The organism is Streptomyces sp. NBC_01224 (assembly GCF_036002945.1).
In the GTDB taxonomy this organism is placed as follows: Bacteria; Actinomycetota; Actinomycetes; order Streptomycetales; family Streptomycetaceae; genus Streptomyces.
Window position 1 is genome coordinate 6,323,046 of the sequence record NZ_CP108529.1, and the last position, 14,589, is coordinate 6,337,634.

Annotated in this window: 13 protein-coding genes, 1 tRNA gene and 3 pseudogenes; 5 read left to right on the forward strand and 12 right to left on the reverse strand. The window is 67.7% G+C overall.

Annotated elements, in window-relative coordinates; genetic code table 11:
* Positions 1-4: 4 nt before the first annotated feature.
* The 3 genes from OG609_RS28430 to OG609_RS28440 all read right to left on the reverse strand — a co-directional run bounded on the left by OG609_RS28430 (position 5) and on the right by OG609_RS28440 (position 2,947).
* The gene (locus OG609_RS28430) at positions 5-595 is read right to left on the reverse strand and encodes a DUF4383 domain-containing protein (protein ID WP_327275423.1); all 591 of its coding nucleotides are present in this window, start codon (positions 593-595) and stop codon (positions 5-7) included.
* A 130-nt stretch (positions 596-725) separates the two neighbouring features.
* Complete coding sequence (locus tag OG609_RS28435; RefSeq protein ID WP_327275424.1) at positions 726-2,111, reverse strand: hypothetical protein; 1,386 nt, start codon at positions 2,109-2,111, stop codon at positions 726-728.
* Positions 2,112-2,182: 71 nt separating this feature from the next.
* Entirely contained in the window at positions 2,183-2,947 is a 765-nt protein-coding gene (locus tag OG609_RS28440) for a DUF4097 family beta strand repeat-containing protein (protein WP_327275425.1), read from the reverse strand.
* 236 nt (positions 2,948-3,183) lie between these two features.
* On the opposite strand from OG609_RS28440, the gene OG609_RS28445 reads away from it, so the two are divergent.
* Positions 3,184-3,258: transfer RNA gene (locus OG609_RS28445), tRNA-Val, on the forward strand.
* Between the two features lie 790 nt (positions 3,259-4,048).
* Here the strand turns inward: OG609_RS28445 and OG609_RS28450 are convergent.
* The 3 genes from OG609_RS28450 to OG609_RS28460 form a co-directional block, all read right to left on the reverse strand.
* On the reverse strand, positions 4,049-4,411 hold the full coding sequence (locus OG609_RS28450) for a transcriptional regulator (RefSeq protein ID WP_327275426.1): 363 nt from the start codon (positions 4,409-4,411) through the stop codon (positions 4,049-4,051).
* Positions 4,408-5,238, reverse strand: a complete 831-nt coding sequence (locus OG609_RS28455) for a hypothetical protein (protein ID WP_327275427.1) — start codon at positions 5,236-5,238, stop codon at positions 4,408-4,410. Before OG609_RS28455 ends, OG609_RS28450 begins: the two co-directional genes overlap by 4 nt.
* Before the next feature lie 97 nt (positions 5,239-5,335).
* Positions 5,336-6,121 carry a UTRA domain-containing protein gene (locus OG609_RS28460; RefSeq protein WP_327275428.1) on the reverse strand — a complete coding sequence of 262 codons (786 nt, stop codon included), beginning with the start codon at positions 6,119-6,121 and terminating at the stop codon, positions 5,336-5,338.
* A gap of 437 nt (positions 6,122-6,558) precedes the next feature.
* Between OG609_RS28460 and OG609_RS28465 the strand changes: the two genes are divergently transcribed.
* Positions 6,559-7,230, forward strand: a complete 672-nt coding sequence (locus OG609_RS28465) for a GntR family transcriptional regulator (protein WP_327278213.1) — start codon at positions 6,559-6,561, stop codon at positions 7,228-7,230.
* 852 nt (positions 7,231-8,082) lie between these two features.
* Positions 8,083-8,217, forward strand: a pseudogene (locus OG609_RS28470) (NUDIX hydrolase); the annotation flags it as partial.
* Positions 8,218-8,325: 108 nt separating this feature from the next.
* On the opposite strand, the gene OG609_RS28475 reads toward OG609_RS28470, so the two are convergent.
* The 3 genes from OG609_RS28475 to OG609_RS28485 form a co-directional block, all read right to left on the reverse strand.
* Positions 8,326-8,970 (reverse strand): SMI1/KNR4 family protein, encoded by a 645-nt coding sequence (locus tag OG609_RS28475; RefSeq protein WP_327275429.1) that lies wholly within the window; start codon positions 8,968-8,970, stop codon positions 8,326-8,328.
* Positions 8,971-9,336: 366 nt separating this feature from the next.
* Positions 9,337-9,750 (reverse strand): hypothetical protein, encoded by a 414-nt coding sequence (locus tag OG609_RS28480; RefSeq protein WP_327275430.1) that lies wholly within the window; start codon positions 9,748-9,750, stop codon positions 9,337-9,339.
* 682 nt (positions 9,751-10,432) lie between these two features.
* Complete coding sequence (locus OG609_RS28485) at positions 10,433-11,086, reverse strand: DNA-binding response regulator (protein ID WP_327275431.1); 654 nt, start codon at positions 11,084-11,086, stop codon at positions 10,433-10,435.
* A gap of 74 nt (positions 11,087-11,160) precedes the next feature.
* Here OG609_RS28485 and OG609_RS28490 point away from each other — a divergent pair, with 74 nt between their 5' ends.
* Positions 11,161-12,018, forward strand: coding sequence for an oxidoreductase (locus OG609_RS28490; RefSeq protein WP_327275432.1), 858 nt, complete (start codon positions 11,161-11,163; stop codon positions 12,016-12,018).
* A gap of 523 nt (positions 12,019-12,541) precedes the next feature.
* On the opposite strand, the gene OG609_RS28495 is transcribed toward OG609_RS28490, so the two are convergent.
* From OG609_RS28495 to OG609_RS46295, 3 genes and pseudogenes are all read right to left on the reverse strand, one after another.
* Complete coding sequence (locus tag OG609_RS28495) at positions 12,542-12,838, reverse strand: GYD domain-containing protein (RefSeq protein ID WP_327275433.1); 297 nt, start codon at positions 12,836-12,838, stop codon at positions 12,542-12,544.
* Between the two features lie 416 nt (positions 12,839-13,254).
* Positions 13,255-13,416, reverse strand: a pseudogene (locus OG609_RS28500) (VOC family protein); the annotation flags it as partial.
* Positions 13,417-13,484: 68 nt separating this feature from the next.
* Positions 13,485-13,607: pseudogene (locus OG609_RS46295) on the reverse strand (IS5/IS1182 family transposase); the annotation flags it as partial.
* Positions 13,608-13,716: 109 nt separating this feature from the next.
* Between OG609_RS46295 and OG609_RS28505 the strand changes: the two are divergent.
* Positions 13,717-14,340 carry an FxLYD domain-containing protein gene (locus OG609_RS28505; protein ID WP_327275434.1) on the forward strand — a complete coding sequence of 208 codons (624 nt, stop codon included), beginning with the start codon at positions 13,717-13,719 and terminating at the stop codon, positions 14,338-14,340.
* Positions 14,341-14,589 lie beyond the last annotated feature (249 nt).

Sequence of the window (14,589 nt, forward strand, 5' to 3'; positions counted from 1 at the left end):
CGGGTCACGGACGGCGGACAACGGGCATCGTCGGCGGCGTTGCCTTCCGGCCCATCCGCGTCTCCCGCGCGGCCTCGTCGGGATGGCGGGCCCGCCAGTACGGGTTGTCGTGCGGAAGACCGCCGCTGACCCGCCCGTACATCCCGAACATCATCAGCATCAAGCCGACCACAAAGCTGAACAGCACATTCTGCATGTGGAAGGCGAGGAAATTGTAGTCGGTGTCGAGCAGCGCGAGATTGATGAATCCGCTGAGGATGAAGGCGACGCCCAGAATCATGTTGAGCGTCGAGGCGAAGTTGCCGCCGATCACCATCCCGATGAACAGCAGCAGGCCGACGCAGATGGACAGGACGCTGAGGGCACCGTTCGTGTTGAGACCGGCGACCGTGGCACCGCCGGTGCTGAAGAAGCCGATCTCGTTGATCAGCCCCAGGATTCCGAAGGCGAGAAGCACCAGCCCCATCAGTCCCGCCCCGACCCGGTAGACGCGGTTCAGCCGGTGATCGACTGGAAGGTGTTTGTCGAGCTGGGTGACCTTACGGCGGCGCCGCGGGGTCTGTCGTCCGGTGGCGTGCAGTACATGGGTGGCCATTTCGGCCTCCTTCGCGCGTACTACCAGGATCCGTCCACGGGGATGCTGCCGCACATCAGAAGGGCCGAGGGACCCGAACCCGGCGTATCAGAACCCGACGTATCAGGAGAGCTGCCGCCGCCCCCGCACATCACCCGCCGGCCCCGCGCTCCTCACGGATCTCGGAGACCACCCGCGCCGCCGTCTGCCGTACCGCTTCGGTCTCGGCCAGAAAGTGCCAGTAGTCGGGGTGGCGCCCCTCCAGACCGGCGACGGCGCGCTCCAGCCGGGCCACGGCATCGTCCAGCGGACGGGCATGACGCGGATCGGGCGTGTTGCGCCCGGCCATGGCCAGGCGCTGGGCGTCCCGGATCGCGAACCGGGTTCGCTGGATCTCCTGCTGCGGGTCCTTGGCCACATCGTTCAGCCGGTGCAGCCGGTCGCCGGCCGCGGACACCGCCTCGTCCGTGGCGTTCAGCAGGGCGCGCACCGTGCTCAGCCGGGAGGTCGCATCGGCCCACCGCTGCTCGTCCCGAGCCTTGGCGGCTTCCTTCAGCTTCTCCTCGGCCTGCCGCACATTGGTTGCCGCCTGCTCCGGCACCGGCTGGAGGTCCTGCCAGCACGCCGCAGAGAACCGCCGCCGCAGCTCGCTCAGCACCGGCTCCACGGAGCCCGCCCGGGTCGTCAACGCCTGGGCGCGGGTACGCAGAGACACCAGCCGGTGGTCGATCTCGGCGGCCCGTTCGGGCAACTGGGCCGCCTCTGCCCGTACCGCCTCGGCATCGCGCAGCACCCGATCGGCACGCTGCAGGGTCTCCGGAACGCCGTGCCGACCGGCGCCCTGGTTGAGCTTGGTCAGCTCGGGAGCGAGGGCCGCCAGCCGCGCGGCGAGGTCGTCCGCCCGCAATCCGGACGCCCGCACCGCATCGAGAGCATTGCTCGCACCGAGGAGCGACTGCCGGGCCCGCTCCACGGCGGGCGCGAGCCGGGCGAGCTGCGTCTCCGCGTTGCCCAGCAGCGGCCCGAGCCCCTGCGCGAACCGGTCCAGCTCGGCCTTGACCCGCACCAGCTCGTCCTTGGCCGTGGTCAGCTCGGTCCTGGCACGGGCCGCGACGGCCGGCTCCAGATCGTCCCGGTCCAGGTCGTGTGCGTCGACTGCGGTGATGTACGTATGACTGGCCTCGTCGATCCGCCGCCCGAGAGCAGCGAAGTCATCCACGGCCTTGCGCGCACCGGGCGAGCTGTCCACCGCAGTGATCGTCTCGATCGAGATCCGCAGATCGCGCTGGGCCGTGTCCAGCTCGTAGAAGGCGGCAGCGGCAGCGTCCTTCGCGGCCTGCGCAACGGCGCGCTGACTCTCCCCGCGCCCGCCGAACCAGCGCCTCGTACCGCCACCGGCGAACGCGGCCGGCAACGCGGCGGCGAGCAGCGGCACCGGCAGCAGCATCAGCACAAGGACGTCCCCGACACCCCTGACACCCCTGGCGGCGGAACTCTCACCCGCTCTCGCCTGCGGCCGCGCGTGTGTCGCCGTCACATCCCTCTCCCGTGCCGTTTCGCCCTGCCCGGTACATTCTCCCACCAGGTAAGGACGAACACACGGGTCGGTTAGTTCACGCTTCGGACCGTGACTTGGCCGTTGTCGCTCCGGGCCTTCACCACATGGCTGCTGTCGTCGCTGCGCGGCGCGTCCACCGAGACTTGTCCGTTGTGGGCGACGGCGTCCACCGCATACCTCACGGAGCCGCCCGGCAGATCGATGGTGATCCCGCCGTTGTCACTCTCGGTGTCCACGAGATCGGGCACGGAGGTGAACCCCAGCCGGATCATGCCGTTGTCGGACCGAGCCGATACGGACTTGGCCGAGATCCCTTCGGTGGCGATGCCACCGTTGTCGCTCCCCAGTTTGAGCGGCCCGCTGGAGTCCCGGACGGTCACCTTCCCGTTGTCGGCGTGGAGCGTAAGGGGAGTGTCGAAGCCGGACGCGACGACCTTCCCGTTGTCCCCCTTGACGACCACGGCCACCCCGCGCGGCACCTTCACCTGGTGCTGCGAGGCACAGTCGCTGATCACGGCCCTGCACTTCACCTGGAGCGTGAGCGTGTCGTCCTGCATCTTCCACTTGGGATCGGGCCCGTTCCCGAGAACCACCCACCCGTCGACATGACGGGTCACCTCGACTTTCCGTACATCGGCCGGTACGAGCTCCAGAGACGTGTCACCGGAGTAGATGGTCAGCGTCTTCCCACTGAGCGCGAAGGACTTGTGCTCGGCGGGCGCGTCGCCCGGATCCGTACTGCCGCAGCCGGTGAGGGCAAGACCGAGCAGCAGGGCCCCACCGGATGCGATGAGAGTGCGGGTACGGAGTGCCACGATGATCTTTCCCCCAGGTCGTACGGCGGGCGGTCCCGACCGTGTGCGCCTCACCGTACGTACTCCGGCCCACCCGGCAGAATCCGGACGGCTACCGTATGAGGGGTGGGGATATCCCCCGGACGCCGCTGCGGCTGCCCCGGCTGCGGCTTGGCCCCTGCCGCCTCGTTCGCTGCCGTCCGGGCGGCCGTTTGTGACCGCGGGCCGTAGTCCATGTACGCTGTTGCCTCATCCACGGGTGCGTAGCTCAGGGGTAGAGCGCTGCTCTTACAAAGCAGATGTCGGCGGTTCGAAACCGTCCGCGCCCACCAGTCAGAACGCCCCCGCAGCGACTCGCTGCGGGGGCGTTGACGGTAGTACTTGACGGCAGTTCCTCATGCGCATCGGGTAGCGGTGGGCTGCGTGAGTAGAAACCTTCTCTACGAGTTCAAGGCGCCGCACAAGCGCGGCGCGCGCCGCAGCCCCCGGCTGGGGGCTGCCTCTGTCTTCGCCCCGGCTGCCCCTGGTCGGGCGGCGGCGCACCGAGCGCGGACGCCCAGCTCGAGAGAAAACGGCCGGCACGGGGGTGGGGGAAACCCGCTGTGGCTGGGGCTCGGTCGGCTCCACGGCTTTAAGCCCGGAGAACTGAGCTGATGTGCGCCGATCCCGCGCATCGGGAGCCGTGCCAGTTGAGTGTCCAACTGCGTGACAACGCCGACGCACAGCAGCGGACGAGAGTGGACGTCTGCGGACCATGAGTGCAGGTGAGAGCCGCGCCAGCCCAAGGCAGCGCCCCCGCCCAAGTTGCTTCGGGACGAAGAGGTCATCGTCCAACGCCTCGCCATCACGGTTCCGCTGTCGCGGCTTGCTCTGGCAAACAGCTCCAAGCAGCGTGGCTGAGGCCGGTGGGGGTGCAGCGAGGCACACGCGCGCCTAATCGATCGGCGCGCCCGCCGTCGTCGCTGACTTTCGTCGGCTGAGGTTCGTGCCACGACCGTGCCAGATGCAGGGGTCAGTCACGGTCAACACCGGTGTCCTGCGATCGAGTACAGGCCCGCTGCCTCGGCCGGAGAAGCCGCAGATCAGGCATCAGATCACCCAGCCTCTCTCCTAGAGTGGTGATCACACGTCGGGTGGGCCGGACACGGGGCGGGGAGTTTCCAGGCGAAGGACGAGTGCACGCAGGGCGCGAAGTTCGGTGTCCAGGGCCTGTGCGCCTTTGCGGCTGAGGGTGATCCATGTTCGGGGGCGCCGACCGGCGTAGCCCTTCTCCATAGTGATCAGGCCTGAGTCCTCAAGCACCTTCAGGTGCCGGGAGAGGTTTCCGTCGGTGACGGCCAGTTGCTTCTTCAGGAAGCCGAACTCGACCCGGTCGGCTTCGCGGGCGACGGTGAGGATGCCGAGCCGCACGCGCTGGTGGACGGTATCGTCCAGCGACTGAGTCGGATGCAGTCCTTGCTGGTCGTCCGGCGTAGCGGCGCTCACGAGATGACCGTACGCGCACCGGCGGCGTCGGGCGCGGCTCGGCGGTGAGCCGTCGTCCACTCGGACAGACCAGCGAGGAGCAGGATGGCGGCGAGCAGGAGCGCCTTGGCCTGCGGTCCGTCGGTCCAACCGGGGTGGGCGGGGTGCGCCCAGGGGAGCCACCCAGTGCCCCAGGAGGCTCCCAGGTAGCCAGTGAGCAGCAGAGCGTGAGTGGTGCCAGCCGCTGCGGCGATCCAGCTGCGTTCGGCCATGCCGAGGGCCAGGAGTCCGATGCCGACCAGGTACCACGGGGAGGCATAACTGTTCTCCAACAGTGCGGCCTCCCATGGCTGGTTCCTGCCGAACAGCAGTATTACCAGTGCTGTCGTGATCGCCACGGTAGTCGCCGCGGTTGCGCGAATCCACACCCTGCGGCGGGGGACTATGCCCCGAGTCTCGCCACGCAGGCGATACCAACGGGCGAAGACGAACCATGCCAAGGGGAGGAGCGCGAACCACATGCCCCAGGCCGCGAAGCGCAGGACGGCGCCGTCGAACTCGCCCTTCAAGCAGGGAGCTTCCGGCTCATGGACGACGCACAGGCTGGTTAGTTCGGCGTAGGCGAAGGCTGGATAGGATCCGATGCTGCGCCCGTGGGCTCCAAAGTTGAAGGCGTACCTGGCGACCGGAGTGGCCGCCAGCGCGAGGAGGCCGAAGCCGAGGAGGGGGACCCACGAGCCGTTCAGCTGCGCGCGGGTTCTGACCCGCAGGCCTTCCGTCGCTGCCAACAGGCCAGCCGCGTGCGCCCTCGGTTCGGATTCCGCGCCGCTCAGTGCGGGTGTTCCCATGATTTCCCCCTGTGGTCGCGCTTCGGCAACGCTGAGAGGCGGATCACCGGATGACCGTCCGCCGAACATTAACTTTGCAATGCAAAGTACATGGCAGTCAAGAGCACGCGGCGCGCCGTCCCACCCAAAGTGCCTCCTCCGAAGGGCAATTCACGGTCGGAGAGGGCGGCAACCTACCGCTGGGGCGTCCCGCGATCACCACGAGACGGGCGGTACAGCAGCGGAGTGCAGCGACCATCGCAACCACCCCCGACCCTCGGCAGCTCCAGGCAGCCGACTGGCCGACCGAAGAGACCTCAGCGACCACACCGCCCATAGTTCGCATCGAGGGACAGGCTGAGTATCTAACTGCGTGACAATGCCGACGCATAGAAGCGGACAACCGCGCACACTGACGGACTATCTCGTCGGTCATCGTGTGGTCGGTGAAGACTGCGTCGGCGCGGTCGCCGGGGAGCACCGGGAGCGCCGTCTCGACCACGCGCCCAGTGGTGTCGGTCACCACGCGGGTGATCGCGAGAACGGCTAGGGCCGAGCGGATTCGAGGGGTCGCCGTTTCCTCTGGCGTCGGGAAGCGTGCGCTGACCTTCTCCCGGAACTCGGCCAGTGGCGGGCGGAGCTCTGTCAGCCGCGCCTCCACCCCCTCGTACCAAAGCGACTTGCCGGGCACGTCGCCGGCGCCAGGTCGCGGGGGACGTAGATACAGGCCAGGCTGTGCGGTGACTCCCGCTCGTGACTGAGGCAGAGGAATTCGGTCAGTGGGCTGCTGGCCGACACTCTCAGCAGAGCGGTCAGATGCCGCACTGCTGGGTGCCCATCTCCTCACTGGGCCACCTCCCTCGGTGGGATGGGGGCGACCGGCGGGTGGCAGGGTCAGTTGCATGCCTCGTAGACCACGGGGACGCCGATCGGTGCCACGGCGGGGGAGGAATGCGCGCACTCACGGTGCGTGCCGATCAGGCACGCACTCGACCTGTAGGGGACGGCCTTCGCGTGCGTCACGCGTGGCTGCTGACGAGGAGGCATCAGAGAGCCTCCGCCGGTGCGAACCAGGTGTGCGAGAAGGGGGCGTGAGGTGCGGCCGCCGAGCGCAGCTTCGTACACTCCTCGCTGGCCAGTACGTACGGGCGGACGAGCGCGGTCCCCCTCGCCTGCGAGAACGTGCATGCGGTCTCGACACTGCCCCACGAGCAGCGTCGGCCAGTTGGAGAGTCCGAGGTGAACGACCTTCGGTCGGTCAGGAGTTAAGGGGCGGCGGTGCCGGCCCTTCGGAGGGTACCGCTCACTGGTGCGTGAGACGGCACAGCGGATACGGACCGGCTGCCTTCACGCGCCCAGATCGCCCAGGAGTGCGGCGTCGGCGAGAACGTGGTCCGCCGGGCACAGAAGCTGCTGATCTCCCAGGGGGTTCTGGAAGGCCGCGCGGGCTCCGGCACGTATGTTGCCGAACCTCGTCGGCGCGTTCCGGTGGTCCGCTCCTCGGCACGCGAGCAGCGTGACGATTCCACATTCTGTGCGGACATGAAGGCCGTAGGTAAGTACGGGGACTGGGAGAGCCGGACCGAGGCCAAGGTTCCGGCTCCGATTGAGATCGCGACGCGCCTCGGTATCGCTGAAGGCGACCTGTGCGTCCGGACCGCGTACGAGTTTCTGGCCGATGGCAGGCCGGTGCAACTGTCGACGAGCTGGGAGCCGTACGACCTCACCGCCGGCACACTCGTCGTCCTCCCAGAGGGCGGGCCACACGCCGGGGAGGGTGTCGTGAACCGCATGGCCGCGATCGGTATCACGGTCAGTCATGCTGTGGAGCAGCCGGAGCCGCGGCAAGCGAATGCCGCGGAGGCATCGCTCCTTGGCATCCAGAAGGCCGCCCTGGTCACGCACATCCGGCGGACGTACTACAGCGACCAGGGGCGGCCCGTGGAGACGGCTGACATCGTGGTGCCCGCCGCTCTGTGTGAGATCGTCTACGAGGTTTCCATCGGCCGTTAACGGAGCGCCACTCGAGGGGGAAGTGATGGGGTCGCTCGGATATGGTATTGGCGCCTTGGTCTGGGGTGCGCCTGTTGCTGCTCTGCTGGTGGGGGTGCTCACCGCGATTGCGGTCGTTCGATGGCGGCGGAAGGCAATCGCAGCCTTGGAACGCGCCGAGCTGGACGCAGACGTACAGCAGAGTGCTAAGCGGCCAGCCGGAACAGGCCCCACCCAGGTGCAGCTTATTCGTGGACAGCGAAACCCCCGGCAGGCAACAGAGAAGGGCTGACCTGCGGCGATATGCGAGACGCACGGGACCTCTGGAGTCGGTGCGCCGTCCGTGCTCCTGTCCGCGGTGTCTGCGCCTCCCCTGGTGCGGCCGGCGCTGGGAGCATTCCGGCGTCTGACCGGTCGCGATGCCGGAGACGGAAGGGGGCGGGATGACTCAGTCGAAGTGCGGGGCTCCCACGCAGAGCGGTGGCCGGTGCCAGAGCAAGGCGATCATCGGTAGCTCGCGGTGCGCCAGGCACCAGGGGGCGTGGTCCGCTTATGGGGTGGAGCAGCGGAAGAAGAAGGAAGCCGAAGGGAAGATGCGGAAGCTCCGGAAGAAGCGATGACGGGGTCTGCCGACTTGCGGGGCTGACATCCACGTTCGACATCGACGAGTGCGGACGCACACGGCTCCGGGCGGTCCCTCGCGGGTGCCCAGGCTGGGGCGAGGGCACCGGGGGCGGGGATCCGGCCGAACTTACAAAGCAGATGTCGGGGTTCGAAACCGTCCGCGCCCACCAGTGCGAAGGCCCCCAACCGATCATGGTTGGGGGCCTTTGACATCTACTTCTGACATGAACGGACGCGGTCACCCACCGTTGGGAACTTCCCGGCGAGATCCTCGAACTCACCGAAGCGCCGGAAGCAGGCGTCGCCCGCGAGGTCCTGGAGGAGACCGGCATCCACGTCGAGGCTGACGAGCTGACCGGCGTCTACAACAACACGACACGAGGCAGGTCCACAGACTGCCCGACTCGACGGAAGCTTACGGGGCCGTGATCACTCGCCCCAAAGCAGCTCCAGCCCAAAGCCGCTCCACCGACCTCACTATCCGCTGCTGTGTCATGACCGATGCAAGGTCCGGTCACTGCGCAGCGGTATGAAGTCCCAGTACAGCCTCTGCTCCTCGTCCACTACGGGCGTGTGGTCGTTGAGGGGCTGGTTGGTCTCGAGAGACGTGGCGATCGTCTCCATGAGCACCGGCAGGGACGTCCACATCTCGTGTGATCCGCGCATAAGGCCTTGCTCGGCCTCGGCTTCGTGGACGCGCCCCCGGTCGATCTCGGGACGGTGGTCCAGTACAAGGCAACCCCCGCAGACGTTCCGCGCAATGGGGATCAACTGCGGATGTCCGTACAGGACGTTGCTGACCCCAGTCTTCATGAAGTCGTAGTCCGCCTCCTCTCCTTCCTCATCCGCCGTGCGCTTGTCGTAGAACCTGGTGAAAAGTTGCCACTCAGCCGCTGTCTCGTGTGCACTCATCGGTCTGTAGAACCCTGGCAGCAGCGAGACCCGCTGGTCGAGGAGACCGTCGTGCCGCGACAACGACATCACCAAGGGCTGCAGCAGTGGCCGGCCGATGACGCGTTCGGCTGCGGCGATGTCCGCCGGATCCGCGGGCGGCGCCAGCGCAGCGTAGGTCGCCGGGGCGTGCTCGGCCAGCCAGTTCTCGATTCGCGTCCACGACTCACTGATCGGCGCGGTCATGGCACGGCATCCTGCCAACTGGCGCTGACAACCTCCTGGGAACAGCCGGACGGTGGCCGTGACCCCGATGCATCCGACTGGGGCCGTCTCTGGGCCGTGCGAGGGGACTCAACGATGACAGGCGACGACAGCCGCCGACCGCCAACCCGCAGGCCAGAAGGGCGGCGGCTGGAGTGCGTGCAGGTCAGGAAGGTGCCGCGTCACTTCTTCGGATCGAACTCCTGAAGCGGATGTCGCAGGTCCGAATCTTGCCGGGGCACAGGGTGAAGAGCCGGCTCAGGAGGGGTTTCCTCCGAGGTTGCCCCTTTGCCGTGGGTCACGTCCGCAGTCCGGTGCACGAGCGGGTACGAGCTACTCGGCGCAGCCTCAGTATGTTCTGCGGCGCAGGCTCCGCACGAAGAGCGGCACCGACAACAGGAGCAGGACTCCTTCGACAGCCAGGCTGACCAGCCCGAGTGGCTCCGTCCAATTGCCGATGTCGTCGCTGTAGTCGGGCAGTCCCGGACCCCTGGAGAGGATGTAGCCCAGCAGAGGACCGACGGCGACCACTGTTGCCAGCAGCCATCCCAGTCGAACGAGGCCGATGAGGAGCAGCACGGCGGCGACCACGGCCGCGATCTCCAGGACGTGGTAGGCGACGCCGATGTAGTAGGGGTCCCTCGTTGCACTGATGCCGCCTTGGTCCACGACATGGATGGCGGCCACCGCGAGGCACAGCAGGGCTCCCGCCCACCTGGCCACCCAGGTAGCCTCCGGCGCCCCCGCGGTGTGGTGTGACATGCGGAGGTACCTTCTCCTTCCTTCAACGCGCGTGCCTGCCGCGCCGCGATCCCATCTGCCCGGTTGACTCCTGAACAGGCAGCGCGTCGCGCTTGTGTCAGATCCCAGCCTCAGCGGGCGGCTGCCTGCCGTCGCCCCCGACAGTGCAGACGAGTGACACAGAAGAGGTACCGTCGCGGACGGCGCTCCTCCACCAGCAGTCCGGGCGTCCATGGCGTCGGGACCCCGCAGGCCTGGCGGGCAAAGCGCCGTTGCCGCGCAAGGGCACCGACCCCAACGCCACCAGTGACGGATGCTGCACCAGCCAGGCCACCGAAACCGCCTCGGCGTCAGCCGGTTGCAGCTGCGGCTGACCGCCAGTTTTCGGGCGCGCGGCAGTGGTTGCTGTACAGCAGCGGAGTACAGCAACCACGGCGATCGCAGTCGACCTCCAGTGGCCTTTGGCAACCCCATGACCAGCGTCCTGGACCGCAATGACCTCGCAGCCGAGAGTCCGGGACGAAGGGGTCGCGCCAGACGCGTGCCAGATCGTGCGGGGCACCACGGGTAACACCGGGGCGTAGGTTGACGCCCCGGTGTGCGTCAGCGCCGCCAAGCCCCAGGTCGGCAGGGCGATCAGCCCTGAATCACCTGAGCTTTCCAAGCTGAGGGCGCTCTGCCTGATGGATACCTGGTCGACCCCTCAGCCGCTCAATCCCATCTCGCCCGCGCGCACCCCGGCCTGGAACCGCGAGCCCGCGTCGAGGGCGTCGAGTAGGCCGGCTACGCGGCGACGGTAGGTTCGCAAGGACATGCCGAGCTCCCGCGCGGCTGTCTCGTCGGTGGCGCCCGATCCCAGGGCGCGCAGGACCGTTCGGCTCTCGGCATCGAGCTGGGGGTGCTCGCCGCGCAGGAAGGCTTGGAGGTCGGTGGCGGTCTCCCAGGCGGCTTCGAACAGCGCGTATACGCTGCCGACCAGGGTGGGTGCGGTGGTCAGGGTGTATTCGCGGCCGCCAGGGGTGTTCAAGCCAGCGAGGATCGCGAACCGGCGGTCGACGATGATCGTTTCGTGAGGGAGGGCGGTGGCGGCGATCCGCACGCGGGCGCCCTTGCCGACGAGTTTGCTGAGATGCTCGCGGCTGTGCTCGTCGGCGAGCGAAGCCGGGCTGAACAGCTTGCGGATCTGTTGAGTGTCCCTGTTTCGGAGTCGGTCGCCGACGGCCTGCCGTGCTCCGGGGCGGGACCAGGTGTTGAGGTCGCGGGCGGCACAGATGAACTCCACGTGGACAGAAGAGAAGACCTGCTCGGTCCGGGCGAGGAGTTCCAGGTCACCGCGGATCGTCACGATGTCTGTCACTCCGCCATTCTGCCCGATGGCAGCAAGCTGCCACGGGTTCGCAGCCCGAACACTGCACCGTCCAGGCTGAGTTCATGAGAAACGAATTCCGCCTCGGTAGCGACCTTCTGATGAACCGGATCGGCTTCGGGGCCATGCGCCTGCCCACGAACAGCTTCCATGGGCCGGCGCGTGATCCCGGAACCGGTCGCGCCGTCCTGCGCCGGGCCGTGGAGCTGGGCGTCAACCACATCGACACCGCCGCCTTCTACACCAGCGGCGACGGCACCGTTCGTGCCAACGCCCTGATCCGGGAAGCCCTTCACCCCTACCCGGCCGACCTGGTCATCGCCACCAAAGTCGGCCCGGCCCGTACTCCCGACGGCGGCTTGGCCGCAACCACCGATCCTGCGGCCCTGCGACCGATGGTCGAGGAGAACCTCGAAACCCTCGGAGTGGATCGCCTCGATCTGGTCTATCTGCGCATTGGGGGCATCATGCCGCCGCAGCACGGCGAATCCGTCGCCGAACGCTTCGAGGCGCTGGCCACGCTGCGCGAGCAGGGCCTGATCCGCCATCTCGGTCTGAGCAACGTCGACGCCGGCCACCTCGCCGAGGCCCGCGCGATCGCACCCGTCACAGCCGTCCAGAACCACTTCCACGCCGCCAAGCGCGATGACACAGAGGTCCTGGCTGTCTGCGAGGACGCCGGCATCGCCTACGTACCGTTCTTCCCGCTGGGCGGCGGCCTGAGCGACCTCACCGGTGACCGAATGGTCAAGGTCGCGGACCGGCATGGCGCCACGGTCCCTCAGATCGCCTTGGCCTGGCTGCTTGCCTCTTCCCCGGTCACTCTGGCCATCCCGGGCACCGGCTCCATCGCCCACCTGGAGGAGAACACCGCCGCCAGGCGGATTGTCCTCACCCAAGAGGATCTATCCGACCTCACCTGACGCGAGGACCGCTCCGCGACGCCGTTGATGGGCAGAGCCCTACGGAGGGTCGCCCGTCATCCCGCTGCCGCGGGCCGAACTGACGACCATCCCGGGCACCGGCTCCATCGCCCACCTGGAGGAGAACACCGCCGCCAGGCGGATTGTCCTCACCCAAGAGGATCTATCCGACCTCACCTGACGCGAGGACCGCTCCGCGACGCCGTTGATGGGCAGAGCCCTACGGAGGGTCGCCCGTCATCCCGCTGCCGCGGGCCGAACTGACGCCTGACGGCTACACCGGCTCCGGGCGGCGGGGGACAGGGCAAGGGGGCTTCGCGGCAGGGGGCACCTCCGATCGGTGTGCGGTCTGGTTCGCTGACGTGACGTCCCGGAAGGATCACCAGTGGTTGACAGCGGGTCGGCGGGCAAGGAGACGTACACGTGACCGGTGAGCAGTCCACGCCCAACGCAAAGGGCCCGGCACGGGTGCAGATGCCGCCAACGGACTCAGCGCGCTGGGTGTCCTGGACGACGAGGGTCGTCAGCCAGCCGCCTTGGCGATGATGCGCTCCATCTCCTCTGGGCCGAAGGCCCGCAGAGTCGTGGAACGGACGTTGCCCACCGCACCGAGCTGCAGGAGTGCTGCCGTGGCAGTTTCGTCGTCGGGCGCCTCGACGATGGCCACGAGGTCGTACGGACCGACGGTCCAGTAGATGCTCAGGAGCTTCGCCCCGAGCTTCTGTACCGCTGACCCGAAGGCCTCGGCGCGCTTTTCGGTGTCCTTGTAGTTTTGGACCCCTTGATCGGTCCAGCTCAGCAAGGTGACGTACGTCGGCATGTTTTTTCACCTTCACGAGGAGACGCATCGTGAGGCCAAGCCTGGACATCCGGGCCAGAACCTGCACGAGATACGCACCCGAACGAGCAACACGAGCGACCACAGGCATCGAGGGGCAGGCCGACATCCACGCCTGACATCAACGACAGCGGACACCAACGGTCGCCGCGGTTCTCTGCGGAGTAGATGCAGTCATACAGCCGTAGCGATCCAGGGCCGCTGTTTTCCCTCACGAATGCATGGAGAGCGTTTCTGAACGCCGCTCGGCGACTCTTCGGATCAGCTCGGCGTTACCCGTTCTCGCAATCACTCGCGTCAGGAGGGGCCTCGGTCCAGCAGCGCCGCAGCCATGAAGCGCGAATGGGGACGTAGCCCACGGTTGGGTCCGGGACTGGCAACGGGGTGCGGTCAGCGGCTGCGCAAGGCCTCGTCGAGTCGCCGAAGTGCGCGAACCACTCCGCGCGTGTTTTGAAGGGAGCGGGCGGTGGCTCGTCGACATAGCCGAGGGCCGTCTTCCGGAAAACGGCAAGGGGCTGTGCGTCCGCACAATCAAGCGTCAGGTCGATTCCGGCTGCCATGGGGGACCGTACTGTGCGCCTCTGACAGTCGGGTCATGGCCGAAGGAGCGGGTATCAGCGAATTGTGGTCTGAGCCAGAGTCGGATCGAGGCGACGGTGACGGTGCCGTGGAAAACGTAGGCCCGCTTGTCGTGGCGAGTAACCACGGCCCGGAAGTTCTTGCTTCCGTTGATGGTCCGCTCGACTTCGTCTGTGGCGATTGTCCACGGGCCCGTCACGATTCAGGCACTTCTGGCGCAACGCATTCCGGGCAGGACGTACGGTGTCACCTCACACCCGTACATCCCATGGGGGGATCTCATGTCGAACGGCTACCCGCCGCCGTCCCAGCCCGGTCAGCAGCCGCCGCCGCAGTGGGGGCAGCAGCCACCGCAGCCGCCGTACCAGCAGTGGCAGCAGACGGGCCCAGGGTGGGGTGGTCCCCCGCAGCCGCCGAAGAAGTCGAAGACCGGGCTCATCGTGACGCTGTCCGTGCTCGGCGGCCTGGTCCTGCTCGGGGGGTGTGGCGCCCTGGTGGCCGTGGTGGGCAGCGGCTCGACGCACGAGAGCAGCGCCACGGGGGAGAGCCCGGTGGATGAGGCGCCCGAGAAGAGCGCACCGGCCGAGAGCGCCCCTGCGGAGAAGCCGGCCGAGAAGGCGGATGCGGGTCCGGAGGCGGACGTGAAGCTGTCCGGCTGCGAGGTCAACGACGTGACGAATTGGCCGTCCGCGATGGTGAAGATCGAGAACGGGTCGAAAGAGACATCGAACTACATCATCAGCGTGGAGTTCCTCAACAAGGCGGGGACGCGGGTGGGGGATGCGCTCGCAGCGTCGAACAACGTGGCGGCGGGACAGAAGGTGGAGACGAAGGCGCAGTCGTTGGACAAGGTGTCGGGTGAGGTGACGTGCAAGGTGACGAAGGTGACTCGGTACGCGTCGTAGGTAGTCGTCCGAGCGTGTCGACACCCCGTCACCCGGGCGGGTGGCGGGGTGTCTGTCCTACCGCCGTGGCGACCAACGCTGTCCATTCCATGGCCTGGAGACTATGAGTCCGCCGAGTCTGGCGGCCAGGGGCCCATGACTCTTCTGTCACCGCATCCTGGGGCGCCCTCCCGGGGCCGTCTCGGGGCCGTGGAAGGGCGCTCAACGATGACCGACGCTGACAACTGCCGACAGCTCAGCAGCAGGTCA

Excerpts from the sequence above, each read along its gene's own strand:
- OG609_RS28505 (WP_327275434.1), top strand. The coding sequence starts at position 13,717 with ATGTCGAACGGCTACCCGCCGCCGTCCCAGCCCGGTCAGCAGCCGCCG.
- OG609_RS28475 (WP_327275429.1), bottom strand. The coding sequence starts at position 8,970 with ATGACCGCGCCGATCAGTGAGTCGTGGACGCGAATCGAGAACTGGCTG.
- OG609_RS28460 (WP_327275428.1), bottom strand. The coding sequence starts at position 6,121 with ATGCAACTGACCCTGCCACCCGCCGGTCGCCCCCATCCCACCGAGGGA.
- OG609_RS28430 (WP_327275423.1), bottom strand. The coding sequence starts at position 595 with ATGGCCACCCATGTACTGCACGCCACCGGACGACAGACCCCGCGGCGC.
- OG609_RS28455 (WP_327275427.1), bottom strand. The coding sequence starts at position 5,238 with ATGGGAACACCCGCACTGAGCGGCGCGGAATCCGAACCGAGGGCGCAC.
- OG609_RS28480 (WP_327275430.1), bottom strand. The coding sequence starts at position 9,750 with ATGTCACACCACACCGCGGGGGCGCCGGAGGCTACCTGGGTGGCCAGG.
- OG609_RS28490 (WP_327275432.1), top strand. The coding sequence starts at position 11,161 with ATGAGAAACGAATTCCGCCTCGGTAGCGACCTTCTGATGAACCGGATC.
- OG609_RS28495 (WP_327275433.1), bottom strand. The coding sequence starts at position 12,838 with ATGCCGACGTACGTCACCTTGCTGAGCTGGACCGATCAAGGGGTCCAA.